The 25,938-nt window shown below is 69.4% G+C and carries 26 protein-coding genes and 4 tRNA genes; 23 read left to right on the top strand and 7 right to left on the bottom strand.

What is annotated here, in order from left to right:
* The first annotated feature begins 3 nt into the window (after positions 1-3).
* From ABZV42_RS32055 to ABZV42_RS32035, 5 genes are all read left to right on the top strand, one after another.
* A complete protein-coding gene (locus ABZV42_RS32055) occupies positions 4-1,578 on the top strand; it encodes an NADH-quinone oxidoreductase subunit M (protein WP_356054814.1) in 1,575 nt (524 codons plus the stop codon).
* Positions 1,575-3,074 carry an NADH-quinone oxidoreductase subunit N gene (locus tag ABZV42_RS32050; protein ID WP_356054812.1) on the top strand — a complete coding sequence of 500 codons (1,500 nt, stop codon included), beginning with the start codon at positions 1,575-1,577 and terminating at the stop codon, positions 3,072-3,074. Before ABZV42_RS32055 ends, ABZV42_RS32050 begins: the two co-directional genes overlap by 4 nt.
* Positions 3,075-3,290: 216 nt before the next feature.
* Positions 3,291-4,154, top strand: coding sequence for a zinc metalloprotease HtpX (gene htpX, locus ABZV42_RS32045; RefSeq protein WP_355987515.1), 864 nt, complete (start codon positions 3,291-3,293; stop codon positions 4,152-4,154).
* On the top strand, positions 4,151-4,543 hold the full coding sequence (locus ABZV42_RS32040; protein WP_355987517.1) for a YccF domain-containing protein: 393 nt from the start codon (positions 4,151-4,153) through the stop codon (positions 4,541-4,543). Before htpX ends, ABZV42_RS32040 begins: the two co-directional genes overlap by 4 nt.
* Positions 4,544-4,654: 111 nt before the next feature.
* Positions 4,655-5,221: an SMI1/KNR4 family protein gene (locus ABZV42_RS32035; RefSeq protein ID WP_355987519.1), complete on the top strand. Its 567-nt coding sequence runs from the start codon at positions 4,655-4,657 to the stop codon at positions 5,219-5,221.
* A 122-nt stretch (positions 5,222-5,343) separates the two neighbouring features.
* Here the strand turns inward: ABZV42_RS32035 and ABZV42_RS32030 are convergent, their stop codons facing one another.
* Positions 5,344-6,588, bottom strand: coding sequence for an APC family permease (locus tag ABZV42_RS32030; protein WP_356054809.1), 1,245 nt, complete (start codon positions 6,586-6,588; stop codon positions 5,344-5,346).
* Between the two features lie 187 nt (positions 6,589-6,775).
* On the opposite strand from ABZV42_RS32030, the gene ABZV42_RS32025 reads away from it, so the two are divergent.
* Entirely contained in the window at positions 6,776-7,042 is a 267-nt protein-coding gene (locus ABZV42_RS32025) for a GlsB/YeaQ/YmgE family stress response membrane protein (RefSeq protein WP_356054807.1), read from the top strand.
* 114 nt (positions 7,043-7,156) lie between these two features.
* On the opposite strand, the gene ABZV42_RS32020 is transcribed toward ABZV42_RS32025, so the two are convergent.
* On the bottom strand, positions 7,157-7,645 hold the full coding sequence (locus tag ABZV42_RS32020; protein ID WP_351863196.1) for a YajQ family cyclic di-GMP-binding protein: 489 nt from the start codon (positions 7,643-7,645) through the stop codon (positions 7,157-7,159).
* Between the two features lie 201 nt (positions 7,646-7,846).
* On the opposite strand from ABZV42_RS32020, the gene ABZV42_RS32015 reads away from it, so the two are divergent.
* Positions 7,847-7,928 (top strand) — tRNA-Tyr (locus ABZV42_RS32015).
* A 967-nt stretch (positions 7,929-8,895) separates the two neighbouring features.
* Positions 8,896-9,108, top strand: coding sequence for a hypothetical protein (locus ABZV42_RS32010; protein WP_356054805.1), 213 nt, complete (start codon positions 8,896-8,898; stop codon positions 9,106-9,108).
* A gap of 183 nt (positions 9,109-9,291) precedes the next feature.
* Here the strand turns inward: ABZV42_RS32010 and ABZV42_RS32005 are convergent, their stop codons facing one another.
* Positions 9,292-9,948, bottom strand: a complete 657-nt coding sequence (locus ABZV42_RS32005; protein WP_339130912.1) for an SDR family oxidoreductase — start codon at positions 9,946-9,948, stop codon at positions 9,292-9,294.
* 144 nt (positions 9,949-10,092) lie between these two features.
* Between ABZV42_RS32005 and ABZV42_RS32000 the strand changes: the two genes are divergently transcribed.
* Complete coding sequence (locus tag ABZV42_RS32000; protein WP_355987527.1) at positions 10,093-11,166, top strand: hypothetical protein; 1,074 nt, start codon at positions 10,093-10,095, stop codon at positions 11,164-11,166.
* Positions 11,167-11,359: 193 nt separating this feature from the next.
* Here the strand turns inward: ABZV42_RS32000 and ABZV42_RS31995 are convergent, their stop codons facing one another.
* Positions 11,360-12,610: an amidohydrolase family protein gene (locus ABZV42_RS31995; protein ID WP_355987529.1), complete on the bottom strand. Its 1,251-nt coding sequence runs from the start codon at positions 12,608-12,610 to the stop codon at positions 11,360-11,362.
* Positions 12,611-13,171: 561 nt separating this feature from the next.
* Between ABZV42_RS31995 and ABZV42_RS31990 the strand changes: the two genes are divergently transcribed.
* The 8 genes from ABZV42_RS31990 (at position 13,172) to ABZV42_RS31955 (ending at position 18,614) form a co-directional block, all read left to right on the top strand.
* Positions 13,172-13,244: transfer RNA gene (locus ABZV42_RS31990), tRNA-Thr, on the top strand.
* Positions 13,245-13,288: 44 nt separating this feature from the next.
* Positions 13,289-13,361: transfer RNA gene (locus tag ABZV42_RS31985), tRNA-Met, on the top strand.
* A gap of 87 nt (positions 13,362-13,448) precedes the next feature.
* On the top strand, positions 13,449-13,613 hold the full coding sequence (gene rpmG, locus ABZV42_RS31980; RefSeq protein WP_004571794.1) for a 50S ribosomal protein L33: 165 nt from the start codon (positions 13,449-13,451) through the stop codon (positions 13,611-13,613).
* 434 nt (positions 13,614-14,047) lie between these two features.
* Positions 14,048-14,500: a MaoC family dehydratase N-terminal domain-containing protein gene (locus tag ABZV42_RS31975; protein WP_355987531.1), complete on the top strand. Its 453-nt coding sequence runs from the start codon at positions 14,048-14,050 to the stop codon at positions 14,498-14,500.
* Position 14,501: 1 nt separating this feature from the next.
* Positions 14,502-14,930, top strand: coding sequence for a MaoC family dehydratase (locus ABZV42_RS31970; protein ID WP_355987533.1), 429 nt, complete (start codon positions 14,502-14,504; stop codon positions 14,928-14,930).
* Between the two features lie 336 nt (positions 14,931-15,266).
* Positions 15,267-15,836, top strand: coding sequence for a helix-turn-helix domain-containing protein (locus tag ABZV42_RS31965; protein ID WP_355987536.1), 570 nt, complete (start codon positions 15,267-15,269; stop codon positions 15,834-15,836).
* A gap of 97 nt (positions 15,837-15,933) precedes the next feature.
* Positions 15,934-17,421: a DHA2 family efflux MFS transporter permease subunit gene (locus ABZV42_RS31960; protein WP_355987538.1), complete on the top strand. Its 1,488-nt coding sequence runs from the start codon at positions 15,934-15,936 to the stop codon at positions 17,419-17,421.
* Positions 17,422-17,558: 137 nt separating this feature from the next.
* Positions 17,559-18,614, top strand: coding sequence for a UDP-N-acetylmuramate dehydrogenase (locus ABZV42_RS31955; protein WP_355987540.1), 1,056 nt, complete (start codon positions 17,559-17,561; stop codon positions 18,612-18,614).
* Positions 18,615-18,776: 162 nt separating this feature from the next.
* On the opposite strand, the gene ABZV42_RS31950 is transcribed toward ABZV42_RS31955, so the two are convergent.
* Complete coding sequence (locus tag ABZV42_RS31950) at positions 18,777-19,409, bottom strand: NAD(P)H-binding protein (protein WP_355987542.1); 633 nt, start codon at positions 19,407-19,409, stop codon at positions 18,777-18,779.
* A gap of 157 nt (positions 19,410-19,566) precedes the next feature.
* Between ABZV42_RS31950 and ABZV42_RS31945 the strand changes: the two genes are divergently transcribed.
* Positions 19,567-20,217, top strand: a complete 651-nt coding sequence (locus ABZV42_RS31945; RefSeq protein ID WP_355987545.1) for a helix-turn-helix domain-containing protein — start codon at positions 19,567-19,569, stop codon at positions 20,215-20,217.
* 56 nt (positions 20,218-20,273) lie between these two features.
* On the opposite strand, the gene ABZV42_RS31940 is transcribed toward ABZV42_RS31945, so the two are convergent.
* Complete coding sequence (locus ABZV42_RS31940; protein ID WP_355987548.1) at positions 20,274-21,293, bottom strand: adenosine deaminase; 1,020 nt, start codon at positions 21,291-21,293, stop codon at positions 20,274-20,276.
* A 173-nt stretch (positions 21,294-21,466) separates the two neighbouring features.
* Positions 21,467-22,693, bottom strand: coding sequence for a pyridoxal phosphate-dependent aminotransferase (locus ABZV42_RS31935; RefSeq protein WP_356054803.1), 1,227 nt, complete (start codon positions 22,691-22,693; stop codon positions 21,467-21,469).
* 247 nt (positions 22,694-22,940) lie between these two features.
* On the opposite strand from ABZV42_RS31935, the gene ABZV42_RS31930 reads away from it, so the two are divergent.
* From ABZV42_RS31930 to rplA, 5 genes are all read left to right on the top strand, one after another.
* Positions 22,941-23,013, top strand: a tRNA-Trp gene (locus ABZV42_RS31930).
* Between the two features lie 109 nt (positions 23,014-23,122).
* Positions 23,123-23,404 (top strand): preprotein translocase subunit SecE, encoded by a 282-nt coding sequence (gene secE / locus ABZV42_RS31925; protein WP_153289137.1) that lies wholly within the window; start codon positions 23,123-23,125, stop codon positions 23,402-23,404.
* A gap of 77 nt (positions 23,405-23,481) precedes the next feature.
* Positions 23,482-24,357 (top strand): transcription termination/antitermination protein NusG, encoded by an 876-nt coding sequence (gene nusG / locus ABZV42_RS31920; protein WP_355987552.1) that lies wholly within the window; start codon positions 23,482-23,484, stop codon positions 24,355-24,357.
* Between the two features lie 193 nt (positions 24,358-24,550).
* Positions 24,551-24,985, top strand: coding sequence for a 50S ribosomal protein L11 (gene rplK / locus ABZV42_RS31915; protein ID WP_164373168.1), 435 nt, complete (start codon positions 24,551-24,553; stop codon positions 24,983-24,985).
* A 94-nt stretch (positions 24,986-25,079) separates the two neighbouring features.
* Positions 25,080-25,805 (top strand): 50S ribosomal protein L1, encoded by a 726-nt coding sequence (gene rplA, locus ABZV42_RS31910; RefSeq protein WP_355987555.1) that lies wholly within the window; start codon positions 25,080-25,082, stop codon positions 25,803-25,805.
* Positions 25,806-25,938 lie beyond the last annotated feature (133 nt).

The following is a 25,938-nucleotide window of genomic DNA, read 5'->3' as shown; positions in this document are numbered from 1 at the left end:
GGCGTGATCGATATCAGTGAATCCGTGATGCAGATTCTTCTCGCGTTGATCGTCGTCGGCCCGCTCATCGGGGCCGCCGCCGCGCTTCTGCCGGCCCCGCCGGGACTGAAGGGGAAGTCGCCCGAACAGGCTGTGCTGCGCCACGGCGTGATCGTCACGGGCGTGGTCCTCATCGCCGCGATCGTCCTCGCGCTCGGCTTCGACCACGACCACCCGTCGAAGATGCAGGCCACCACGGACATCAGCTGGATCCCCGCACTCGACGTGCGGATCCACCTCGGCATCGACGGCATTTCCCTCCCCCTTCTGGTCCTGACCGCGCTGCTGACCTTCCTCTGCGCGCTGTACTCCTACTTCAAGATGCCCGCGGGCCCGACCCCGAAGGCATTCGTCGCACTGCTGCTCGTCCTCGAGTCCGGCACGCTCGCGACCTTCGCCGTCCTCGATCTGCTGCTGTTCTTCGTCGCGTTCGAGACGGTGCTCATCCCGATGTACTTCCTCATCGCACGATGGGGAGGTGCCCAGCGCCAGGCCGCAGCCTGGAAGTTCATCCTCTTCACCCTGCTCGGTTCGGTCGTCATGCTGCTGGGCCTGCTCCTGATCGGAATCAAGGCGGGCACATTCGACATGGTGGCACTCGCCACTGACAACGGCCGGTCGCTGAGCACATCCGTGCAGGTCACAGCAGTTCTGGCGATCGGGATCGGGCTCGCGGTCAAGACGCCGATGTGGCCGCTGCACAGCTGGTTGCCCGACGCCCACACCGCCGCCCCGACGGTCGGCTCGGTCCTGCTGGCCGGCGTCATGCTGAAGATGGGAACGTACGGGTTCGTCCGGATCCTGCTGCCCATCACGCCTGACGGGTTCCGGACCTTCGCCCCCTACCTCGCCGCCTTCGCCGTGGTCGGGATCATCTACGGTTCCCTGGCCTGCCTGGCCCTGGCCAAGCGGGGCGCGAGGGGCGACCTCAAACGGCTCATCGCGTACTCCTCCGTCGGCCACATGGGCTTCGTCCTGCTCGGCATCTCGACGATGACCGCGACCGGCGTGAACGGCGCGCTGTTCGCCAACATCGCCCACGGCCTCATCACCGGCCTCCTCTTCTTCCTCGTCGGAGCGCTGAAGGACCGCACGGGCACCACCGACCTCGACTCCCTCGCCGAGGAGTCCGGCGCCGCGCTGTACGGCAGGGCACCACGCCTCGGCGGCCTGCTGGCCTTCGCCGCCGTCGCCTCGCTCGGGCTGCCGGGCCTCGCCGGGTTCTGGGGCGAGATGCTGGCCATGTTCGGCGCGTTCGAGCCCGCCGCCGGCCTCAGCCGTCCCGCCTATCTGACGTTCATGACGATCGCGGCGTTCGGCACGCTGCTCACCGCCGCGTACATGCTCATCGTCGTACGCCGCGTCTGCATGGGCGCGACGGCCCAGGAGTCGCCGAAGCTCATCGACGTCCAGACCTACGAGTTCGCCGCCTGGACGCCGCTCGTCGCCCTCACCGTCGTCGCCGGTCTGTGGCCCCGGGCCCTGCTCGGCCTGACCGACCCGGCAGTACAGCAGCTCCTCGCAGGAGGCACCCGATGAGTTCCCTGGTCCAGTCCGTCGACTGGCTCGCCATCGCGCCGCCCACCCTCGCGGCGGTCGTCGGACTCGTCGTGCTCGTCACCGATCTCTTCATCGGCGACGCGAGGAAGGCCGTACTCGGCTGGATGTCCGTCGCGGGCCTCGCCGCGTCCGCGCTGCTGCTCATCCCTCTCCGGAACGGCGACCGGGCCACGTTCTGCCTGACGAGCGCCACGGACACCTGTAGTTACGTGGCGGACCGCTTCACCCTGGTCGTCCAGCTCCTGGTGCTCGGCGGCGCGCTCTTGGTCGCCCTGCTGTCGGTCACCGCCCTGAAGGACGCGGAGCGCGAACTCCCCGAGGGGGAGTACTGGTTCCTGCTGCTCTCCTCGGCCGCAGGTGCCGCCCTCCTGCCGGCCTCCCGCGACCTCGCGACCCTCATCGTCGCCCTGGAGGTCGCCTCGCTGCCCGCCTTCGCGCTCGTCGGCATCAGACGCGGAGACAAGAAGTCCTCCGAAGCGGCCCTGAAGTTCTTCCTGTCCTCCGTCACCGCGACCGCGGTCAGCCTCATGGGGGTCAGCTTCGTCTACGCGACGACAGGCACCCTCTACCTCACCCGGATCGCCGACCGGATCCAGCACGTCGACGGACAGTTCCACACCCTCGCGCAGACCGGCGTCGTCCTCACCCTTGTCGGCTTCGCCTTCAAGACGGCCGCCGTTCCCTTCCACTTCTGGGTGCCCGACACCTACGTAGGGGCGCCCCTGCCGATCGCCGCCTATCTGTCGGTCGTCGGCAAGGCGGTCGGCTTCTCCGGGCTCATCCTCGTCACCGTCGTCGCCTTCCCCTCGTACGCGGACGTCTGGGGTCCGGCGCTGGCGGGACTGGCGGCCCTCACCATGACGGCCGGGAACGTCGGCGCCCTGCGACAGCGGTCCACGCGCGCGTACAGCGCGGTACGGCTGCTCGCCTGGTCCTCCGTCGGACAGGCCGGCTACCTCCTGGTCCCGATCGCGGCCGCCGCCTACTCCAAGGACGCGCAGAAGGCCATCGGCTCCACGCTCGCGTACGCCCTCATGTACGCCGCCGTGAACCTCGGCGCCTTCGCCGTGGCCGCCATGGTGGCCCGCCGAAGTCCCCTGAACCGCCTCAGCGACTACCGGGGCCTGTACGCCCGGAGCCCCCTGTCCGCGCTGGTCCTCGGCTTCTTCCTGCTCTGCCTCGCCGGTCTGCCGCCGGGCATCATCGGCCTCTTCGCCAAGGTGACCGTCTTCTCGGCGGCCGTCGACGCGGGGCTCGGCTGGCTGGCCGTCGTCATGGCCGTCAACGTGGTGATCGCGCTCTTCTACTACCTCCAGTGGACGACGCTGCTCTTCCGCGCCCCCGAAGGCGAGCCGGGCACGCACCGCGCACCGGCTCCGCTCACCGCGGCCATCGCCCTGACGGCCGTTCTGGGCGTGGTCCTGTCCGGGGCACCCCAGCTGATCCTCCGCTTCTCGGAGACCGTCCTCTTCTGAAGCACCACTCCTGAAGGGTCTCTTCGCCCCGTCCCAGAGGCACACGCGCGCGTGGAGCCCCGTCCGAATCACCCGGACGGCCCAAGCGCCAGGCAGCGCGCACAAGGGAACTAGAGCTTCCCGTCTGGCGTTGACCTGTACGGGAGGGTCCACTGAAGAGTGGAAGCAGCACCAGCTAGCAAAGGGTTCCCCCGCCGCACGACTTGGAGGGCTACCGTGCACCGCCGGCACAATGGGCTCAGGACAGCCGTACTCCTCGGGGGACTGTCCGCACTCATCATCGTCATCGGCAGCTTCTTCGGGCGCACCGGCCTGATCATCGCCCTGTTCATCGCGATCGGGACGAACGCGTACGCGTACTGGAACAGCGACAAACTGGCTCTACGCGCGATGCGTGCCCGCCCGGTGAGTGAGTTCGAGGCCCCGGCCCTGTACCGCATGGTCCGTGATCTCTCCACGCAGGCCCGCCAGCCCATGCCGCGCCTGTACATCTCGCCGACCGAAGCGCCGAACGCCTTCGCGACGGGCCGCAACCCGCGCAACGCGGCCGTGTGCTGCACCGAGGGGATCCTGCGCATCCTGGACGAGCGCGAGTTGCGCGGTGTCATCGGCCACGAACTCAGTCACGTCTACAACCGCGACATCCTGATCTCGTCCGTCGCCGGCGCCCTGGCGTCCGTGATCATGTTCCTGGTCAATTTCGCCTGGCTGATCCCCGTCGGCCGGTCCAACGACGACGACGGTCCCGGCATTCTCGGGATGCTCCTGGTCATGATCCTGGGCCCGCTCGCCGCTTCCCTCATCCAGCTCGCCATCAGCCGCTCAAGAGAGTACGAGGCGGACGCGTCCGGTGCCCAGCTCACCGGCGACCCCCTCGCCCTCGCGAGCGCGCTGCGCAAGCTCGACGCGGGCACGAAGCAGCTGCCGCTGCCCCCCGAGCCGCGCATCGAGACCGCCAGCCACATGATGATTGCGAACCCTTTCCGCCCGGGACAGGGAATGTCGAAGATGTTCTCTACGCATCCGCCGATGGCGGAGCGCATCTCCCGGCTCGAGCAGATGGCAGGTCGTCAGCAATGAGAACCATCCTGAACGTCATTTGGCTCATCCTGAGCGGCTTCTGGCTGTTCCTCGGGTACCTGACCGCAGGCATCATCCTGTGCATCACCATCATCGGCATCCCGTTCGGCATCGCGTCGTTCCGTATCGGTATCTACGCGCTGTGGCCGTTCGGCTATACGACGGTGGAGCGCCACGACGCCGGCGCGCCGTCCTGCGTCGGCAACGTCCTGTGGCTCGTCCTCGCGGGCTGGTGGCTCGCCCTCGCCCACATCGTCACGGGCATCGCCATGTGCATCACCATCATCGGCATCCCGTTCGGCATCGCCAACTTCAAGCTCATCCCGATCTCGCTGTTCCCGCTGGGACGCGAAATCGTGCGCACGGACGAGCCGTTCGCGGGGCGCTAGCCGCACGGGCCCACTCGCCTCACTCCTCGCCGAAGACGGGCCGACGCCCGCGGCATGCGAGGGTTTTCCACAGGCTCCCCGATTGTCAGTGGCGAGCTGCATCATGAATCCATGACCGAAATCGAGCAGTTGCTGGCACGGGTCGCTACGGAGGCCCGCAACACCCGCCCGTGGGGCTGGCCTTCACTTCCCGCGCCCGTGGGACCGGATGAGGTCGCCCGTGCCGAGGCTGTCCTCGGCTTCCCGCTGCCCGCGCTGCTCGCGTCGCTCTACCTTCGCATCGGGGACGGCGGATTCGGTCCGGAATACGGTCTGCTGCCCCTGCTCGACGGCCCGCCGTCGGGCGAACCGGCGGCGGTTCCGCAATACTTCGCCAGCCGCGAGAGCGGCCGCAAGGATCCCGACTGGCCGTGGCCCGAGGGTCTCCTGCCCATATCCCACTGGGGCTGCGGAATGTACGCGTGCGTGGACTGCCAGAGTCCCGACGGCACGGTCCTGCTCTTCGATCCGAACGCCGACCGATCCGACCACGCCTGGTACGTGGACGCGCCCGACCTCGCGACCTGGCTGCTCGCCTGGCTGGAGGGAGCGGGCTGGTACGAGGAGTCCAACGACGGCGCGGACCTCCCTATTTGGTCCGACTTCCCCATACGCACGACGGCGCCCCGGGCTTCCTGACCCACTGATCGCCCGAACACGCCCAGGATGACGAGCACCCTCCGCCTCGACATGCCCGGCGTGCGACGCCGCGCGCCGATCCACGGGGAAACACGGGAAACACGGGAAACACGGGAGAGCTCTCAGCGAGAAGCCGCCCACAGCCGTACGCCGTACGCGGCCGCCCCCACCGCCAGGACGGCCGCGCCGACGACCACCGATGCGCCCGGCAGGGCGCAGGCCAGCGTCACGCAGCCGAGGAGCCCCAGCGCCGGCACGACGCGCGATGCCGGGGCCGGACTCAGTGTCCAGGCGGAGGCGTTGGCGATCGCGTAGTACGCCAGCACACCGAAGGAGGAGAAGCCGATCGCGCCCCGGACGTCCACGGTCGCGGCCAGTACGGCGACCACCACGCCCACGGCCGACTCCGCCCGGTGCGGCACCTGGAAGCGCGGATGGACGGCGGCCAGGGCGGCCGGCAGATGACGGTCACGGGCCATGGCCAGCGCGGTCCGTGAGACACCCAGGATCAGGGCGAGAAGAGAGCCGAGCGCGGCCACGGCAGCCCCCACCCGCACGACCGGCACGAGCTCCGGCAGCCCGGCTGCCCTGACAGCGTCCGCCAACGGGGCCGGGGCAAGTCCCAGCCCCTCCGGTCCGAGCACCGAAAGGACGGCAACAGCGACCGCCGCGTACACGGCGAGCGCAATACCCAGAGCCGACGGGATCGCGCGCGGAATGGTGCGGGCAGGATCGCGTACCTCCTCGCCGAGCGTCGCGATCCGCGCGTACCCGGCGAACGCGAAGAAGAGCAGCCCGGCCGCCTGAAGCACCCCTGCGGCGCCGGACGACAGTCCGACGCCCAGCCGCCCGGCGTCGGAGGCGTCGGACCCGAGACACCCCACCACCACGGAAGCGAGGACCGCCAGGACCACGGCCACGATCACCCGCGTCAGCCAGGCCGACTTCTGCATCCCGCCGTAGTTCACGGCGGTCAGGGCGACCACCGCGGCGACCGCCACCGCGTGCGCGTGCGAGGGCCAGACGTACGCGCCCACGGTGAGTGCCATCGCCGCGCACGAGGCTGTCTTGCCGACGATGAACGACCAGCCCGCCAGATATCCCCAGAAGGCCCCCAGCCGCTCGCGCCCGTAGACGTACGTGCCGCCGGAAGCGGGGTACAGGGCGGCGAGCCGGGCCGAGGACATCGCGTTGCAGTAGGCGACGACCGCCGCGACGGCGAGTCCGAGCAGTAGCCCGGATCCGGCCGCCCGCGCGGCGGGACCGAGCGCGGCGAAGATCCCGGCACCGATCATCGAGCCGAGCCCGATGACCACGGCGTCGCCGACTCCCAGCGTGCGGCGCAACTCGGTGCTGTACGGCGTCATGCGCCGCACCCTACTGACAGACGCAACCGACGGGAGCCACAGCGACGTCCTGTTCATCAGCACGGTGCCGACACGGCATCGAGCACGGGCTCCGCACGGGACCCGGACAGCGCGGGCTCGGCCCGCCCGGACCGAAATCGCAGGGCCGGGACAGCGTGAGTACAGAACGGAAGGGCAGGCTCAGAACATGGGCATCATCAGCTGGATCATTCTGGGGCTGCTGGCAGGCGCCATCGCCAAGTTCCTGCTGCCGGGGCGCGACCCGGGTGGCTTCATCGGAACGACCGTCGTCGGGGTTGTGGGTGCCTTCGTCGGCGGCTGGATATCGGCCCGCTGGCTGGACCACCCCGTCAGCAAGCACTTCTACGACGGCGCCACTTGGGTCGCCGCCATCGGTGGCTCGCTCGTGCTGCTGATTCTCTACCGCATCCTGTTCGGCGACTCGCGCCGCTGACCCCGCATCACCGGGCTCGCGGCCTGCGGACGAGAGGGTGGACACCCCGGGTGCCCACCCTTCCTCGCGCCGCCGACCGCTCCCGCGGCTGCGTCATGCCACCCGTCGGGCGCTCTACCGGTAGTTCACGTACTGCAGGGCGAAGTCGAAGTCCTTGCCCTTGAGGAGGGCCTGAACGGCCTGAAGGTCGTCACGGCTCTTCGAGCTGACGCGCAGTTCCTCGCCCTGCACCTGGGCCTTCACACCCTTGGGGCCCTCGTCGCGAATGATCTTCGCCACCTTCTTGGCGTTCTCCTGGGAGATGCCTTCCTCGATCGTCGCGAAGATCTTGTACTCCTTGCCGGAGAGCTGCGGCTCACCGGCGTCCAGCGACTTCAGCGAGATGCCGCGCTTGATCAGCTTGGTCTCGAACACGTCGAGGACGGCCTTCACCCGCTCCTCGGAGTTCGCCTCCATGAGGATCTTCTCGCCGGACCAGGAGATGGAGGCGCCGACGTTCTTGAAGTCGTAGCGCTGCGAGATCTCCTTGGCGGTCTGGTTGAGGGCGTTGTCGACCTCCTGCCGCTCGACCTTCGAGACGATGTCGAAACTGGAGTCGGCCATGTCCTGTGGCTCCTTGTATCGGGGTGCGTAGGGGCGGCAGTCGAGCCCGGCGTAGGCCTCCGGCCGCATCCGCATAAGCCTAGCCACCCCCCTCCCCCCAAGCGTCGATCAATTGGGTGGCGAAGCATCCCCGAGCATCAGGTATCGTTTACGTCGTTGCCAGGGAGCACCGCGAAAGCGCGGCTCAAGGGCAGCAACCCTGGCGGTGTGCCCGAGCGGCCAAAGGGAGCAGACTGTAAATCTGCCGGCTTAGCCTTCCGTGGTTCGAATCCACGCGCCGCCACATGGGAACTAAGGGCCCGTGACCTGCTTACAGCAGGTCACGGGCCCTTAGTCATGTCCGGGGTCGCCTGTGCGTCCTGCTGTGCCGCTCCCGCGCTGTCGGCCCCGGGGCGGGCCGTGCTCGCCGAGTTCGTCGAGCAGGGTCCCGGTGGCATGGGCGCGGCTGGGGGTGGTCGGCCGGAGGGCGGGTCGGTTCTTCCTCGTTGTGAGGTCGGTCTGGTGGTCGCGAATTCCGGCTGAAATCGGTGAGCGCCGGGATGCGCGGCAGCGGTAGGGCTTCGCCCGCAATCAGGTTCTCGGAATGGCAGGGGTCACCGCAGCCGGAAGCGTGATTGCCGTCCGCGTCGACAGTGGCCGGGTTGCGAAGGCGTGGGAGAAGGCGTTCGGGGAGAGGCGCGGATCCTTCGAAAGGGTTCTGCGGCCAGGTCGACACGCGGCGCATCCAGGGGGTTCGCGGGGAGAGTGGCGACGTCGGGGCCGCCAGGGTGGTCGGCAAGGAGGACTGCCACGTCTTGCTCGTGGCGGGGGAACGCCGCCTGTGTGAACTGCCCTGCTGAAGTAGGGGAGTTGCGGTCGGGGGTGAGCCGGCCTCGGCGTCGGTGACGGCCCGGTGGACGGGCGGAACCTCTGGTGGTCGGCCGGTCGGTCTGGGGGGATTGTGTCGTGTGGGCCCGGTGGGTGAGTGGTTCAGTAGGGGATCCGCGTCTGATCCTGCTGGATGGGGTGGAGGCGGTGCTGCTTCCGGGCGGTGGTGTCCAGTGACCGTCCTGGGCGGGATTGCTCGCGTGGCCGTACCGGATTTCTGGGCGGCCGGGTTCCGTTCCGTTCTGTGCTGCTTTGTTTTCGTGGATCGAATTCGATGACTGGGGAAATTCCGGGTAATTCAGTTCATTGTCCGGAGCGCTGCTGCTTGCCGCCGGTGGCGGGCGGGAGGCAGCGTCCCGGACTCGCGGGGGCACACTGATCCCATGCCATCGCGTCGCAGGAGTTGCCCCGAGTGCCGTCGGGAGATCGCCGTCGTCGCGGGGCGGTTCGCCCGGCACGATCCGCCCGGTGCGCGCGGGAGCGGGGAACTGGTCTCGTGTCCCGGCTCGCGCCAGGAGGCGTCCCTCGGGGCGGCGCAGCCCACGCTGGACGGGTACACCGTTCCCGACTTCCCCGGGCAGCTCCCGCTCTTCTGAACCGGGCCAGGAATCGATCAACCCGGTGGGGATCGATCAACCTGGTCAGGGGCCGATGAACCGGGGCAGGCACCGTTCGGGCGGGGGCGGGCGAACCGGCCAGTCGCCGCCGACTTCACCGCGCCGGTCGCCTGCCGCCTCGCGGGTCGCCCGCGGCCGACTTCACCGCGACCGCAGCCCGCGCTAGTTGCCCGCCACCGACTTCACCGCGACCGAGATCGGTGTCGAGCCGCTGATGGCTTCCAGGGTCAGTCCCGTGGTGGCCGGGGTGTCGACCAGTTCGGCGAGGACGGCGGCGACGTCGTCGCGGGGGATCATGCCGCGGCCGGTCGAGGCTTCCAGACGTACGAGGCCGGTCCCGGCGTCGTCGATCAGGCCGCCGGGGCGCAGGATCGTCCAGTCCAGGCCCGCACGGCCGCGTACGTACTCGTCGGCCTCGCCCTTGGCGCGCAGGTACGCGTCGAAGATGTCGTCGCCCGGGTGAGCCGGGTCCGCGCCCATCGAGGAGACGACCACGTGCCGGCGTACGCCCGCGCGCTCGGCGGCGTCCGCGAACAGGATCGCGGCGCCCTTGTCCACCGTCTGCTTGCGGTCCGCACCGCTGCCCGGTCCCGCGCCCGCCGCGAAGACGGCCGCGTCCGCGCCCTGTAGATGCGCGGCGACCTCCTCGACCGATGCCGACTCCAGATCGCACAGGACCGGCTCGGCGCCGGCCGCCCGAAGATCGTCCCCCTGTTCGGCACGGCGGATGATCCCCGCGACCTCGTCCCCGCGCGCTGAGAGCAGCCGCTCCAGCCGTAGCGCGATCTGACCATGACCACCAGCGATGACAATGCGCATGTTTCCGACCGTACGCCCGGATGACCGCGTTCGCCGCACAACCCTGTGCACCACTCATGAGTCACATGGGTGATCACTGTGAACGCGTGGGTGATCGCCGCGAGAACGCGTCGGAACGAGTGAACACGCGAACGAAGGAACGCCGTGCGGATCCGTGCGGCGTTGTACGAGGAGACCATCATCACCGTCATACGCAAGTCCGTCACCGCGGTCGGCTGTACCGCTGTCCTCCTCACCGCGGCGGCCGCCTGCGGCACGGTCCAGAACCTCACCGCCGGGCAGAAGGTGGACCACGCCGTCGGCCGCCTCGGCGAAAAGAAGTCGCTGGCCTTCCAGTTGGACCTGGACGCCGACGCGGCCGCGATCGACGCCCTTGCGGGCAAGGGCGGTCCCGACGAAGCCCTTCCGCCGCAGTTCGCGAAGTTCGTCAGCGGGTTGCGGGTCGACGTCTCCGTCAAGTCCAGGAAGAAGCTGGCGGATTCGGGTCAGAAGGACCTCGTCGGGATGAGCATGAAGGTCACGGGGACCGACGGTGTCCTGGTCGAGTACCGGGTCGTCGGCGACTTCATGTATTACCGCAGCAACATGAAGGCCATCGGCAAGGCGATGGGTGTTCCCATGCCGTCGGCCGACGATCTCCCGCCGAGCGAGAAGGAGTTCAGGAAGGTCCTCGAAGGCGACTGGGTGAAGGTCGACACCAAGGAGCTGGAGCGTGCGGGGAAGGCCGCCGGGGGCTCCTCGAAGGGGTCCGCCGGTGCCGGGGAGATCGACGCGAAGACCCAGAAGAAGGTGCTCGACGCCGTACGCGTCGTCGTCGGCCGTGACGTCAAGTTCCGTACCAAGGGCGGTGCCGACGGCGTCGAGCACGTCGTCGCCACGGGCAACGTCCGCGACCTGCTGACCGGCGTCTTCGACAAGCTCCGTCCGTTGCAGGGCGACCTTCCGCCGGGCGCGGAACTCCCCACCGCCAAGGACCTCAAGGACGCGCCGGACAAGAAGGCCGCCGTCGACTTCACCCTGAAGAACGGCGACCTCCGGCAGATCAGGATCGACCTGGCCGTCCTCGCCGACAGCCCGGAGAAGACCAAACTGCCTCTGGTGCTGAAGTTCTCCGAGGCGGGCGACGTCAGCGCGCCGTCCGGAGCCACCGAGATCCCCGTCGACAAGGTTCCCGGGAGCAGCCCGCTGGGCGGCGCGTTCATGGGCGGCGGCCTCTGACGGCGGTTCCAGGACACCGGCACCGACCGGTTCCCTGACCGGCCCCGACCGTGAGCGGCCCCAACTGTGGCCGGCCCCGACCGTGACCGACCCCTCGCGACTGGCTCATTTGCGACCGGCCCCTCCGTGGCCTGCTGCGGTCAGATGCGGTCTTCTGCGGCCTCTGAGAAGGACCAGAGGCCGCAGAACCCGGCTAGGACGGCTCTTCCCGTCCTTGCCGGGGCAGTTCCGGTCCGGACTCGGCCACCGAGTCGCAGTACTCCCGCACCGCGCTCGTCCGCGCCACCACGCGCCCGCGGTGGATCACGATCCGGCTGTACGCGAGGGACAGCGCCCCCGCCAGCCCATCCCCGCGTACGGCGAGCAACTCGGCCGGGAATCCCGCCTCCACGCGTACCTCGGGCAGCCCGAGGGCGGCCCGGGCGGAGCAACTCACCGTGTCGTAAGCCTCCTTGGGGCGCAGCCCGTACCGGGAGGCCAGCAAGTACGCGGCCTCCAGCGGGTCTCCGCGTCCCACGGGGTTGGACACGTCACGCAGGGCGCCGCTGCCCGCCGCGACCCGTACGCCGGCCGCCCGCAGCAGCCGTACGGGAGCGGCGTCGCGCCGGTCGGCCGAGCCGCAGCCGCCCTGCGGCAGGCACACCACCGTCACCCCGGCCGCGGCGAGCTGGTCCGCGGCGCGGGAGGCCACCTCGGTGGGCAGCCGGCCGAGCCCACCGCACGGGCCGAGGGTCACTCCGGGCCGCAGTCCGCCCGCCATGGCGGCGAGCCGGGCGAGCCGGGCGGGATCGGAGGCGTCGGTGTGCAGATCGACCGGACAGCCGTGTTCGGAGGCGAGTTCCAGTACGGCCTCGACGTATCCCGTCGGATCGGGGTCGGCGTCCGGGCAGCCGCCCACCGCGGAGGCGCCCATCTTCAGAGCGTCCCGCAGCATGGCCAGCCCGTCGGCGCCGGCCGCCCCGGTCAGCACCCGTGGCATCGCGACCGTCGCCAGTTCGGCGAGGCCCCGCAGCGACCGCCGTACCTCGAGCACCGCCGCCAGCGCGTCCAGCCCCTGTACGTCACCGACGCGCACATGGGACCGCAAAGCCGTGGCCCCGTGCCCGAGTTGCAGCAGTGCCGCCTCGGTGGCCCGGCGCCGGATCGCCCGTTCGCCGTACGCGACGGGTCCGTGGCCGTCGGCCGTCAGGGCCGTGTCGCTGTGCGCGTGGGCCTCGGCGGGGGCCGGCAGGAGGAGATACCCGTCGAGGTCCATCCTCGCGGCGAGAGCCCCCGAGGCGCCCGCCGCCAGGCTTCCCGCGGTGCCCACCGCCTCGATACGACCGCCGCCCAGCCGTACGTCCACGGTCCGGCCGTCTGTGAGCCGCGCCCCGCACAGCAGGAGAGCGGCCGTGTCGGTCTGCCCCGAGGGGGAGTGGGGCGGCTGCTGCTGACTGTCGGGCATCGCGCTCCTGTGGCTCGGGGGCGGCTGCGGGAGGGACGACTGCGGAGCGTGGCGACACAAGATCACGCAGCGTGAGTCGAGCCTAGGGCGGTGACCCGTCGACGTCAGGGAGGAGCGCAATAGTCGTACCGGCGTGGCCCGTCGAGCGGCGGGGGACCAGCCACCTTCGCCACGGGTTGCCCCTCCGCTGGGCTCTGGGCTCCTAGCTCGGGGCCCGGGGCTCGCAGGCTTCCCGGCCTCCCGGCTTCCCGCTTCCCGGCGCCGGCCACCTCCGCGCCCAGCCCCTCCGCACCGGCCACACCCGGTCCAGGCCCAGGACCAGATCCAGATCCAGGTCCTGGTCCCGGCCCAGATCCCGGTCCAGACCCAGGTTCCGATCCCGGTTCGCGCCGCGGGCCACCGGAGCTCCGTGACCGCGTAACGGTCTGTGATCCGGGGGTCCAGAGGGGCGGGTGATGGCTTCCGGGAACGGCCGGGGAAACGCCTGTGATCAGGGCCGGGCGGGTGCCGCGAAACGGATTTGGGCGATCGGCGGCGGACCGTGTAATGTCTTCATCGCTCGCCCCAATAGCTCAGTCGGTAGAGCGTCTCCATGGTAAGGAGAAGGTCTACGGTTCGATTCCGTATTGGGGCTCTGGTGTGAGAGTCCCCGTCGCAAGGCGGGGCCGATCACATCAAAGCGGTGTAGCTCAGTCGGTAGAGCAAGCGGCTCATAATCGCTGTGTCACCGGTTCAAGTCCGGTCACCGCTACTGACGGTAGCCGATTGTGGGGTCTGCCCTTCGATCGGCTACTCTTCTATGCGTTAATGTCCCATCCGTTCGTCAAGGAGCACTCCTGTGGCTGCCACCGACGTCCGCCCGAAGATCACGCTGGCCTGCGTGGAGTGCAAGGAGCGGAACTACATCACCAAGAAGAACCGGCGTAACGACCCGGACCGACTGGAGATGAAGAAGCACTGCCCGCGTTGCAATGCGCACACCGCGCACCGCGAAACGCGATAATTCAGGCTCGTACACGAGGCCGTCCCCTTCACGGGGGGCGGCCTCGCGTCGTTGTGGAACCGATGTCCGGCGCGGACCGGGCGTCATAGGCGTACCGGCGTTTTCGAGCGAAGATGGGCCGTCCGGCCAAACGGCCGGTCCCGCTGCGACAACCGACAACCCGGCGCCCCTGATGACCAGCCGACCCTGATGACAGGCCAACCGTACGACCGGCCAACCGTGACGATCGGTAACCGTGACCACGGGCAGCCGGACCACGGGCAGCCGGACGACGGGCAGCCGGACGACGGACGGCTGGATGACGGGCAACTGCGACGACCCGCATGCGCACGCAGTGCATGCACCCGGCGCGGTGAAGGCACCCGGCGCAGCGAAGACAACCACCGCGGCGAAGACGACAGACGCGGCGAAGACAACCAGGAGGTGCCGAGCCCATGGCGCTCGACCAGTCCTTCGTGGGACGGTCCTACCCGCCCACCGACCCCTACGAGGTCGGTCGGGAGAAGATCCGCGAGTTCGCCGAGGCCGTGGGGGACAGCAACCCTGCGTACACGGACCCCGAGACCGCACGTGCTCTCGGTCACCCTGACGTGATCGCTCCGCCCACTTTTGTGTTCGCCATCACGTTCAAGGCCGCGGGCCAGGTCGTCCAGGACCCGCTTTTGGGCCTCGACTACAGCAGGGTGGTGCACGGCGACCAGAAGTTCGCCTATACCCGCCCGGTGCGCGCGGGCGACCGGCTCACGGTCACCTCGACGATCGAGTCGATCAAGTCCCTCGCGGGCAACGACATCCTGGACATCCGTGGCGAGGTCCACGACGAGGCGGGCGAGCATGTGGTGACGGCTGTCACGAAGCTCGTTTCCCGCGCTGCGGAGGTGGGCTGACATGGCGGCGAAGATCTCTTACGCGGACGTGGAGGTCGGCACCGAGCTGCCGGCCCAGACGTTCTCCGTGACGCGGGCCACGCTCGTGCAGTACGCGGGGGCCTCCGGGGACTTCAACCCGATCCACTGGAACGAGAAGTTCGCGGTCGAGGTGGGCCTTCCCGACGTCATCGCGCACGGCATGTTCACCATGGCCGAGGCGATCCGCGTCGTGACCGACTGGGCGGGCGACCCGGGGGCCGTTGTCGAGTACGGGGTCCGCTTCACCAAGCCCGTCGTCGTCCCGAACGACGACAAGGGCGCCACCGTCGAGGTCAGCGGCAAGGTCGCCGCCAAGCTCGACGACAACACCGTCCGCGTCGACCTCACGGCGACCAGCTCCGGCCAGAAGGTGCTCGGTATGTCGCGAGCGGTCGTACGACTGGCTTGACCTCGCGGTTGAGCCGGTCGCACTGCTGGCCCGGCCTCTGGGCTCAGCCGGCATACGGCTGGCCTGCCCTCAGGGTCCAGCCGGGCGTACTGCTTCCTGGCCTCAGGGGTCAGCCGGTCACACGGCTGGCCAACCTCAGGGCCCAGGAACATCCAGGGTCTCCGGACGTCCACGTCCACACTCCGCAGGCCCGCGTAACCACGTACCGCGACCACGTAAGGGGCGCCCGTCCACGACAGGCGCCCCTTACGTGTCGGCGCCCGACCGCGGCAGACGCTCCCCACCAGCCCCCACCCACCCTTGACTAAGTTAGTGATTGAGTACTAACTTAGTCGAATGGTCAGGATGAGCGCAGAGGAGAGGCGCGAGAGCGTCATCCGTGCGGCGATGAGCGAGTTCGCCCGCGGTGGCTACCACGGCACGTCCACCGAGGCGATCGCCCGCCGCGTGGGTGTCTCGCAGCCGTATCTCTTCAGGCTCTTCCCGGGCAAGAGGGCGATCTTCTTGGCGGCCACGGAACACTGCATGGAGCTCGCCCGGCAGACCATGGTGGGGGCCGCCGAAGGGCTGGAGGGCGAAGAGGCCCTGCATGCCATGGCGAACGCCTACGTCCGAGTCATCGCGGAGCATCCGGAACGGCTGCTCATGCAGATGCAGACGTACGTCGCGGTGGCGGCAGCCGAGGAGGCCGGCGATCACGAGTTGGGTGAGGCGGTCCGGGCCGGCTGGATGCGGCTCTGGGACGCGGTTCACGTGCCGCTCGGGGCCGACGTGGACGGGACGACGACCTTCATGGCGTACGGAATGCTCATCAACTGCCTGGTGGCGATGGGGTTCCCGCCCGAGCACAGGGTCTGGGAAGGGCTCTACCCGTCGGCGCGGATCACGGGCCGGCTGGAGAAGTAGAGCGAGCGAGAAGGCGGAGTTCGGCGCCTTTTCATGTCTATAAAAGTTAGTCATCGATAACTAACCATCAATGGCCACATCACGCTCAGGGGGAGCGATGTCTCAGCGGACGACAAAGACAACAGACGCAGTACGGGAACCGGCCGCGCGTCGCGGTGGAGCCGGGTGGGCCCTTCTCATCACGAGCGTCGCCGGATTCATGGCGGCCCTCGACAATCTCGTCGTCACCACCGCGCTGCCCTCCATCCGCAAGGATCTCGGGGGAGCGCTGGGCGACCTGGAATGGACCGTGAGCGCCTACACGCTCACCTTCGCCGTCCTGCTGATGTTCGGCGCGGCGCTCGGTGACCGGTTCGGCCGCCGCAGGCTCTTCCTGATCGGCCTGAGCGTCTTCACCGGCGCCTCCGCCGCCGCGGCCATGGCCCCCGGCATCGACTCGCTGATCGCCGCCCGCGCGGTCCAGGGCGTCGGCGCGGCGATCATGATGCCGTTGACCCTGACCCTGCTGACGGCCGCGGTTCCCGCTGCCAAGCGCGGGATGGCGTACGGGATCTGGGGCGCCGTCAACGGACTCGCGGTCGCCTCCGGGCCCCTCATCGGCGGCAGCCTCACCGAACACGTCTCCTGGCACTGGATCTTCTGGCTGAACGTGCCGCTGGGCCTCGCCGTGCTTCCGCTCGCCCGGCTGCGGCTGTCCGAGTCGTTCGGCGCCGGCGCCCGGCTCGACTTCCCGGGCACCCTGCTCGCCAGCGGCGGCCTCTTCGGGATCGTCTACGGTCTGGTCCGCGGGCCCGCCGACGGCTGGACCAGTCCGTTCGTCCTGACCGGCCTGTTCGCGGGCGGCGCGCTGCTCATCGGCTTCGTCGTCCACGGCACCCGGGCCAAGAACCCGATGCTCCCGATGCGGCTCTTCCGGTCCCGCGCCTTCGCCGGGATCAACGCGGCCAGCCTGCTGATGTTCCTCGGGATGTTCGGCTCGATCTTCCTGCTCAGCCAGTACATGCAGGGCGTGCTCGGCTACTCGCCGACCGAGGCGGGGCTGCGGATGCTTCCCTGGACCGGTATGCCGATGCTGGTCGCGCCGATCGCGGGCATCCTGTCCGATCGCATCGGCGGCCGCCCGGTCGTCGCGGCGGGCCTCTTCTTCCAGGCCGTCGGCCTCGGCTACATGGCGGTCGTGGCCACCGCCCACGCCTCCTACGGCGCTCAGTTGCCGGCTCTGATCATCAGCGGTGTCGGCATGGCGCTGTACTTCGCCCCGGCCGCCAACCTGGTCATGTCCAGCGTCCGCCCGCAGGAGCAGGGCATCGCCTCCGGCGCCAACAACGCGCTGCGCGAGGTGGGCGGTGCCCTCGGCATCGCGATCATGTCGTCGATCTTCGCCGCCCAGGGCGGATACGAGTCCGGCCAGGCCTTCGTGGACGGACTGCGGCCCGCGTTGATCACCGGCTCCGCGGTCGTGGCCGTCGCCGGAATCGCCGCCCTGGTGATCCCGGCCGGGCATCGCACCGCTCGGAACGCGGCGGACGCGGCCCGGTCCGGCTCTGCCGGGTCGGCCCCGGTGCTGGAGACCGCAAGCCGCTGAATGTCGGTTCGCACGCGTACGGTCCCGTCGACCAAGGCGGGGCCGCACGCGCGTTCCCGTCGACCGACACCGCCCCACGACACCCGCATCACCCCGTGCGCCCGGAGCCGTCAGTGCCGTCTCGTAGTCTTGGGCCTGTGCAGGAACTCCACGACACGCCCCTCGCCCCGCTGACCACCTTCCGGCTGGGCGGGCCCGCGACCCGGCTCATCACCGCCACGACCGACGCCGAGGTGATCGCCGCCGTGCGCGAGGCCGACGACGCCGGTACGCCGCTGCTGCTCATCGGCGGCGGCTCGAACCTGGTCATCGGCGACAAGGGCTTCGACGGGACCGCCCTGAGCATCGCCACGAAGGGCTTCTCCCTCGACGGTACGAGGCTGGAGCTGGCCGCGGGCGAGGTGTGGACCGACGCGGTCGCCCGCTCCGTCGAGGCAGGGCTGGCCGGGATCGAGTGCCTCGCGGGCATCCCCGGCTGCGCCGGTGCGACGCCGATCCAGAACGTGGGCGCGTACGGCCAGGAAGTGTCGTCGACGATCACCGAAGTGATCGCCTACGACCGGAAGACACGCGAGACGGTCACGCTGACCAACGCCGAGTGCGAGTTCTCGTACCGCCACAGCCGCTTCAAGGCCGATCCCGAGCGCCATGTCGTGCTGCGGGTGCGGTTCGGCCTGGAGGACGCGCGGGGGCTGTCGGCGCCGGTCAAGTACGCCGAGACGGCCCGTGCGCTCGGCGTGGAGCCCGGCGACCGGGTGCCCCTCGACGCCGCCCGCGAGACCGTTCTGAAGCTGCGTGCCGGGAAGGGCATGGTGCTCGACCCCGAGGATCACGACACCTGGTCCGCCGGATCGTTCTTCACCAACCCGATCCTCACGGACGAGGCGTTCGCCGCCTTCCACGCGCGCGTGCGGGAGCGGCTCGGCGCCGATGCGATGGCGCCGGCGTACCCGGCCGGTGGGGGCCACACCAAGACCTCCGCGGCCTGGCTGATCGACAAGTCGGGCTTCACCAAGGGCTACGGAACCGGGCGCGCGCGCATCTCCACCAAGCACACCCTGGCCCTGACCAACCGGGGCGGGGCCACCACCGAGGACCTCCTCGCGCTGGCCCGCGAAGTCGTCTCCGGTGTGTACGACGCCTTCGGGATCACTCTCGTCAACGAGCCGGTGACGGTGAACGCGAGCCTCTGAGAGGCGCCGAAGCCCCGGGACACGTCCGCTGAAGCTCCGGGGTGTCCCCGAGGACTCCTCGGGGACCCGCCCGGGCCAGGTGGGCAGCACGTCCAGTGGGCGAGCCCCCGCCCAGGCCAGGTGGGCACGTCCAGTAGGCGAGCCCCGGCCACGTGGGCACGCCTAGTAGGCGATGCCCACCCCCTGCTTCACGGTCCCCGTGTCGTCGATCATGCCCAGCATCGCGTGGGCCACGTCGGCGCGCGCGATGAAACGGCCCTTGGGCGGGAAGCCTCCGACGACCGTGCGGTACGAGCCGGTCACCGGCTTGTTCTGGAGCCGGGGCGGACGGACGACGGTCCAGTCCGTGGCGCTGGCCGCCAGCTCGCTCTCCATCTCCCGAAGGTCGGTGTAGACGTCCTTCAGGAGGGCCGAGATCAGACCCAGCATCGCGCGGTCGAGGAGCGTGTCGTTCTCGGGGCCGGGCCCGACCGGGGCCGCGCTGACCACCAGCAGCCGCCGCACCTGCTCCGCCTCCATGGCGCCCAGCACCGTACGGGTGAGCCGGGCCGCGACCCCGGCGTCCTTGCGGCTGCGCGCGCCGAGGCCGGACAGGACCGCGTGCCGGCCCGCGACGGCGGGGCGCAGCGGGCCCGGATCGGTGAGGTCCGCGCGGAAGACCTCAAGACCTGCGCCCGTGACGGTGAGCCGCGCGGGGTCGCGTACGACCGCCGTGACCTGGTGGCCCGCGCCCAGGGCCTGGCGGACGATCTCCTGGCCGATGCCTCCGGTGGCACCCAGAACGGTGAGTTTCATGACCTGCTCCGCATGAGATGGAGATGGGTTGGATGAATGCTGGTCGGGTGGATGTCGAGGTGGGTGAGTGTTCACTCACCCCTGCTCCCTCTAGAGTGAGTAAGTACTCACCCACCCGTCAACCCCATAAGGGCGAGTCATGGAATCCTTGGGCCCCATGCAGCAGAAATCCGCCACGGAGACCACGCCGTCGAAACCGGCCAGGATCCGTATCCTCGACGCGGCGCACGAGCTCATGCTCACGCTCGGCCTCTCCCGCGTCACCACCAAGGAGATCGCCAGGGCGGCCGGCTGCTCCGAGGCGGCGCTCTACAAGTACTTCGCGAGCAAGGAAGAGCTGTTCATCCGGGTCCTCCATGAGCGGCTGCCGCGGCTGAACCCGCTCCTGGAGCGGCTGACGGCCGAACCGCGCGAGCACTCACTGGAGGAGAACCTCACGGAGATCGCCCGCCAGGCTGCCCTCTTCTATGAGCAGAGTTTCCCGATCGCCGCCTCCTTGTACGCGGAGACGCAGCTCAAGCGCCGCCATGACGAGGCCATGCGGGCCATGGACGCGGGTCCGCACCTGCCCATCCGGGGCCTCGCCGCCTATCTGCTGGCGGAGCAGCGCGCCGGGCGCGTCCACCCGGACACCGACACGTACGCGGCCGCCTCCCTTCTCCTGGGTGCCTGCGCGCAGCGGGCGTTCGCCTACGACGCCACCCAGGACGGCACTCCGCCGCCCCTGGACACGTTCGCCCCGGCGCTCGCCCGCACCCTGCTCGCCGGGATCGCGCCCAGGGACCCGGCGGGGCCCGCGGGGGCTTGATACGGCGGGCCAGCGGGGGGCCTGATGCGGCGGACAGGCCGTCAGCCGGTCGTCGACTAGGAGGTCAGCCAGTCGTCGACGCCGGACAGCAGTTTCGCCCGGACGTCCTGGGGCGCGGCCGAGGCGCGGATGGACTGCCGGGCCAGCTCGGCCAGTTCCTGGTCCGTGAAGGCGTGGTGGCGGCGGGCGATCTCGTACTGGGCGGCGAGCCGGGAACCGAAGAGCAGCGGATCGTCGGCGCCGAGGGCCATCGGGACGCCGGCTTCGAACAGAGTGCGCAGGGGGACATCGGAGTGCTTCTCGTAGACGCCCAGGGCGACGTTCGAGGCTGGGCAGACCTCACAGGTCACCCCGCGGTCCGCGAGGCGCTTCAGCAGCCGCGGGTCCTCGGCGGCCCGCACCCCGTGGCCGATCCGGGAGGCGTGCAGGTCGTCCAGGCAGTCGCGGACCGAGGAGGGCCCGGTCAGCTCGCCGCCGTGCGGCGCGGACAGCAGGCCGCCCTCACGCGCGATGGCGAAGGCCCGGTCGAAGTCCCGCGCCATGCCCCGCCGCTCGTCGTTGGAGAGTCCGAAACCGACGATCCCCCGGTCCGCGTACCGCACGGCGAGCCGGGCCAGCGTGCGGGCGTCCAGGGGGTGCTTCATCCGGTTGGCGGCCACCAGGACGCGCATCCCGAGCCCGGTCTCCCGCACGGCCGAGTCGACCGCGTCCAGGATGACCTCGAGAGCCGGGATCAGACCGCCCAGACGAGGGGCGTACGAGGTCGGGTCGACCTGGATCTCCAGCCAGCCCGAGCCGTCCTTCACGTCCTCCTCGGCGGCCTCGCGGACCAGGCGCTGGATGTCCTCGGGCTCTCTGAGGCAGGACCGCGCGGCGTCGTACAGGCGCTGGAAGCGGAACCAGCCGCGCTCGTCGGTCGCCCGCAGTTTCGGGGGTTCCCCGCTGGTCAGCGCGTCCGGCAGCCGTACGCCGTACTTGTCGGCGAGATCCAGCAGGGTGGTGTGCCGCATCGAACCGGTGAAGTGCAGGTGCAGATGGGCCTTCGGAAGTTCAGTGACATCACGTACGCGCTCCATTCCAGGATCTTGCCGCACCCGGATGCCGTGCCGGTAGGGCTTTCCCTGATCGGGCGCTTGCCCGAACGGACGAACGGGGGCCGGCCACTCACTGAGTGGCCGGCCCCCGCTCCGCGCGCGTGCGGCGCGACCGCGTCACCGGTGCGCCGTGGGGCGCGGGTGGTCGAAGGAGGTCAGTCCGTCGCCTCGGACAGCAGCTTCTGGATGCGGCTGACACCCTCGACGAGGTCCTCGTCGCCGAGCGCGTACGACAGCCGCAGATAGCCCGGCGTGCCGAAGGCCTCGCCCGGGACGACCGCGACCTCGGCCTCCTCCAGGATGAGCGCGGCCAGCTCGACGGTGTCCGCGGGGCGCTTGCCGCGGATCTCCTTGCCGATCAGTGCCTTCACCGAGGGGTAGGCGTAGAAGGCGCCCTCGGGCTCGGGGCAGAGCACACCGTCGATCTCGTTCAGCATGCGCACGATGGTCTTGCGGCGGCGGTCGAAGGCCTCGCGCATCTTCGCGACGGCCGTGAGGTCGCCGGAGACGGCGGCGAGCGCGGCGACCTGGGCCACGTTCGAGACGTTGGAGGTGGCGTGCGACTGGAGGTTGGTCGCGGCCTTGATGACGTCCTTCGGGCCGATCACCCAGCCCACGCGCCAGCCGGTCATCGCGTACGTCTTGGCGACGCCGTTGACGACGATGCACTTGTCGCGCAGCTCGGGCACCACCACGGGCAGCGAGTGGAACTCGGCGTCGCCGTAGACCAGGTGCTCGTAGATCTCGTCGGTCAGGACCCACAGGCCCTTCTCGGCGGCCCAGCGGCCGATCTCCTCGATCTGCTCGCGGGTGTAGACCGCGCCCGTCGGGTTGGACGGGGAGACGAAGAGGAGCACCTTGGTGTTCTCGGTGCGGGCGGCCTCCAGCTGCTCGACCGAGACGCGGTAGCCGGTGGTCTCGTCGGCGACGACGTCCACCGGGACTCCGCCGGCCAGACGGATGGACTCCGGGTAGGTGGTCCAGTACGGCGTCGGGACGATGACCTCGTCACCCGGGTCGAGGATCGCGGCGAAGGCCTCGTAGATGGCCTGCTTGCCGCCGTTGGTGACCAGGACCTGGGCGGCCTCCACCTCGAAGCCGGAGTCGCGCAGCGTCTTCGCGGCGATCGCGGCCTTCAGCTCGGGGAGCCCGCCGGCCGGCGTGTAGCGGTGGTACTTGGGGTTCGAGCAGGCCTCGATGGCGGCCTGGACGATGTAGTCCGGGGTCGGGAAGTCGGGCTCACCGGCGCCGAAGCCGATCACCGGACGTCCGGCGGCCTTGAGGGCCTTGGCCTTGGCGTCCACGGCGAGGGTGGCGGATTCGGAGATCGCGCCGACTCGGGCGGAGACCCGGCGCTCGGTGGGAGGGGTTGCAGGGCTCATGGCCCCATCGTTCCAGACCGGAAACGCCCCCGGCACGCGGGTTTCACGGACTGAACAACGGCAGAACATCCGTCCGGATCCGCGCACCCCACCAGTGGATCTTCAGCGAGGTGAGTCCGTACGGACACTTTCTGTTCGACGCCCGGCTCCGGACCACGTACACTCTCACCTCGTTGGCCTTCACCGGCCGCACTCAACCGGTGCACACCGAGCACCCGGTCGTATGCGGTACGTTGGGGGAAATCAAAGGGTCGTAGCTCAATTGGTAGAGCACTGGTCTCCAAAACCAGCGGTTGGGGGTTCAAGTCCCTCCGGCCCTGCTACACACTCCTTTCGCCAGGATGTGTGCGCGTGTACGTACTGCAATGCACCGCCGTGCGGCTCAACCGGGCGCGGCACGGTCACGACCCGGGAATCAGGTGAGGAAGAGTGACGGACGCCGTGGGCTCCATCGACATGCCTGATGCCGAGGCGCCGGAGTCCAAGAAGAAGGCCCGCAAGGGCGGTAAGCGTGCCAAGAAGGGCCCGCTGAAGCGCCTTGCCACTTTCTACCGCCAGATTGTCGCGGAACTCCGGAAGGTTGTCTGGCCGACTCGCAATCAGCTGACGACTTACACCACAGTGGTGATTGTGTTCGTCGTCATCATGATCGGCCTGGTGACCGTGATTGACTATGGGCTCAACCACGCCGCCAAGTACGTCTTCGGCTGAGCCGAGAGCGAAGGGCGCCGTCACCGGCGCCCCTTTCGCGCGTTCCACCCCCATGTAACCAGGAAGAAGCAGCCACCGTGTCTGACCCGAACCTGAACGACGCCTCCGAGTCGGTCGAGTCCGTTGACGACGAGCTCGAGATCGTCGAGGGAGCGGACGTCGTGGACGAGTTCGAGGCTGCCGATGCCGCCGCCGGCGAGAGCGCCGAGGATGCGGCCCTGCACGTCGAGGACGAGTCCGGTGAGGACGCCGAGCACGAGGGCGTTTCCGACGAGGCACTCGCCGACGAGGCCGAGGCCGAAGAAGAGGCCGAGCCCGAAGTCGAGGCCGAGCCCGTCGACCCCGTGACCGCCCTGCGCGACGAACTGCGTCTGCTCCCCGGCGAGTGGTACGTCATCCACACGTACGCCGGCTACGAGAACCGCGTGAAGACCAACCTCGAGCAGCGTGCCGTCTCGCTGAACGTCGAGGACTTCATCTTCCAGGCCGAGGTGCCGCAGGAAGAAGTCGCGCAGATCAAGAACGGCGAGCGCAAGACGATCAAGCAGAACAAGCTCCCGGGCTACGTCCTGGTCCGCATGGACCTGACGAACGAGTCCTGGGGCGTCGTCCGCAACACGCCCGGCGTCACCGGCTTCGTGGGCAACGCCTACGACCCGTACCCGCTGACTCTGGACGAGATCGTCAAGATGCTCGCCCCGGAGGCCGAGGAGAAGGCCGCCCGTGAGGCCGCCGAGGCCGAGGGCAAGCCCGCTCCGCAGCGCAAGCTCGAGGTCCAGGTGCTGGACTTCGAGGTGGGCGACTCGGTCACCGTCACCGACGGTCCGTTCGCCACGCTCCAGGCCACCATCAACGAGATCAACGCCGACTCGAAGAAGGTCAAGGGCCTCGTCGAGATCTTCGGCCGCGAGACTCCGGTCGAGCTCTCCTTCGACCAGATCCAGAAGAACTAGCACCTTCTGGACGTACGTCTTCCGAACAGGTCAGACGGGCTGTCACAGCCGGTCTGACCTGCTCGGTTTTTAGCCGCGCACAGATACCCGTTATCGTTGTGCGGTATGCCTCCGTCCGGATCATTGGTCCGACTGGGGGCAGCCGTCCGGGGCGACTCGGACGTAGGAAGGCGAAAACGAAAGAGGACCCGGAATGCCTCCCAAGAAGAAGAAGGTCACGGGGCTCATCAAGCTCCAGATCAACGCCGGTGCGGCGAACCCGGCCCCGCCGGTCGGCCCCGCGCTCGGTCAGCACGGCGTCAACATCATGGAGTTCTGCAAGGCCTACAACGCCGCGACCGAGTCGCAGCGTGGCTGGGTGATCCCGGTGGAGATCACGGTCTACGAAGACCGCTCCTTCACCTTCATCACCAAGACTCCGCCGGCCGCCAAGATGATCCTCAAGGCCGCGGGTGTCGAGAAGGGCTCCGGCGAGCCGCACAAGACCAAGGTCGCCAAGATCAGCCAGGCGCAGGTCCGCGAGATCGCCACGACCAAGATGCCCGACCTCAACGCCAACGACCTGGACGCCGCGTCGAAGATCATCGCCGGCACCGCCCGTTCCATGGGCATCACGGTCGAGGGCTGACACCCACCTTCGTAGGAAATCTGCGGCTCCGGCCGCACGTGGCAGGGCCTGCTCGGCCCACACCACGACTCCTCAGAACACATCAGGAGCAGTAGTGAGCAAGCGCAGCAAGTCTCTCCGCGCTGCGGACGCCAAGATCGACCGGGCGAAGCTGTACGCCCCGCTCGAGGCCGTCCGTCTCGCCAAGGAGACCTCCACGAGCAAGTACGACGGCACCGTCGAGGTCGCCTTCCGTCTGGGTGTCGACCCGCGCAAGGCCGACCAGATGGTCCGTGGCACCGTGAACCTGCCGCACGGCACCGGCAAGACCGCCCGGGTCCTGGTCTTCGCGACCGGTGACCGTGCTGCGGCCGCGGAGGCCGCGGGCGCCGACATCGTCGGCTCCGACGAACTGATCGACGAGGTCGCTAAGGGCCGTCTGGACTTCGACGCCGTCGTCGCCACCCCGGACCTCATGGGCAAGGTCGGCCGCCTCGGCCGCGTGCTCGGTCCCCGTGGTCTCATGCCGAACCCCAAGACCGGCACCGTGACCCCCGACGTCGCCAAGGCTGTCACCGAGATCAAGGGTGGCAAGATCGAGTTCCGCGTCGACAAGCACTCGAACCTGCACTTCATCATCGGCAAGGTGTCCTTCGACGACACCCAGCTGGTGGAGAACTACGGCGCGGCCCTCGACGAGATCCTTCGTCTGAAGCCGTCGGCCGCCAAGGGTCGCTACATCAAGAAGGCCGCGTTCAGCTCGACGATCGGCCCCGGCGTCCCCGTCGACCCCAACCGCACCCGCAACCTCCTCGTCGAGGAGGACCCGGCCGCCGTCTGAGCCCTCCGCTCACCCCGGTGACCGCGTCGCGCACGCGTATCTGAACGGGCCCCGCAACCTTTCGAGGTGCGGGGCCCGTCCTCATGTCCGGAGGTCTTTCCGCGGCGATGGCCGCAGGCCTTTCCGGGGCGGT

The organism is Streptomyces sp. NPDC005281, from assembly GCF_040607495.1.
Lineage (GTDB): Bacteria > Actinomycetota > Actinomycetes > Streptomycetales > Streptomycetaceae > Streptomyces.
This window is presented reverse-complemented; position numbering and strand designations above follow the sequence as displayed.

Excerpts from the sequence above, each read along its gene's own strand:
- ABZV42_RS31960 (WP_355987538.1), top strand. The coding sequence starts at position 15,934 with ATGTCTCAGCGGACGACAAAGACAACAGACGCAGTACGGGAACCGGCC.
- rplK (WP_164373168.1), top strand. The coding sequence starts at position 24,551 with ATGCCTCCCAAGAAGAAGAAGGTCACGGGGCTCATCAAGCTCCAGATC.
- ABZV42_RS31965 (WP_355987536.1), top strand. The coding sequence starts at position 15,267 with ATGGTCAGGATGAGCGCAGAGGAGAGGCGCGAGAGCGTCATCCGTGCG.
- ABZV42_RS32025 (WP_356054807.1), top strand. The coding sequence starts at position 6,776 with ATGGGCATCATCAGCTGGATCATTCTGGGGCTGCTGGCAGGCGCCATC.
- ABZV42_RS31935 (WP_356054803.1), bottom strand. The coding sequence starts at position 22,693 with ATGAGCCCTGCAACCCCTCCCACCGAGCGCCGGGTCTCCGCCCGAGTC.
- ABZV42_RS31950 (WP_355987542.1), bottom strand. The coding sequence starts at position 19,409 with ATGAAACTCACCGTTCTGGGTGCCACCGGAGGCATCGGCCAGGAGATC.
- ABZV42_RS31940 (WP_355987548.1), bottom strand. The coding sequence starts at position 21,293 with ATGGAGCGCGTACGTGATGTCACTGAACTTCCGAAGGCCCATCTGCAC.
- ABZV42_RS32010 (WP_356054805.1), top strand. The coding sequence starts at position 8,896 with ATGCCATCGCGTCGCAGGAGTTGCCCCGAGTGCCGTCGGGAGATCGCC.
- ABZV42_RS32005 (WP_339130912.1), bottom strand. The coding sequence starts at position 9,948 with ATGCGCATTGTCATCGCTGGTGGTCATGGTCAGATCGCGCTACGGCTG.
- ABZV42_RS32050 (WP_356054812.1), top strand. The coding sequence starts at position 1,575 with ATGAGTTCCCTGGTCCAGTCCGTCGACTGGCTCGCCATCGCGCCGCCC.
- ABZV42_RS32035 (WP_355987519.1), top strand. The coding sequence starts at position 4,655 with ATGACCGAAATCGAGCAGTTGCTGGCACGGGTCGCTACGGAGGCCCGC.
- ABZV42_RS32040 (WP_355987517.1), top strand. The coding sequence starts at position 4,151 with ATGAGAACCATCCTGAACGTCATTTGGCTCATCCTGAGCGGCTTCTGG.
- ABZV42_RS31945 (WP_355987545.1), top strand. The coding sequence starts at position 19,567 with ATGCAGCAGAAATCCGCCACGGAGACCACGCCGTCGAAACCGGCCAGG.
- ABZV42_RS32020 (WP_351863196.1), bottom strand. The coding sequence starts at position 7,645 with ATGGCCGACTCCAGTTTCGACATCGTCTCGAAGGTCGAGCGGCAGGAG.
- ABZV42_RS31970 (WP_355987533.1), top strand. The coding sequence starts at position 14,502 with ATGGCGGCGAAGATCTCTTACGCGGACGTGGAGGTCGGCACCGAGCTG.
- ABZV42_RS31975 (WP_355987531.1), top strand. The coding sequence starts at position 14,048 with ATGGCGCTCGACCAGTCCTTCGTGGGACGGTCCTACCCGCCCACCGAC.
- ABZV42_RS31995 (WP_355987529.1), bottom strand. The coding sequence starts at position 12,610 with ATGCCCGACAGTCAGCAGCAGCCGCCCCACTCCCCCTCGGGGCAGACC.
- ABZV42_RS32030 (WP_356054809.1), bottom strand. The coding sequence starts at position 6,588 with ATGACGCCGTACAGCACCGAGTTGCGCCGCACGCTGGGAGTCGGCGAC.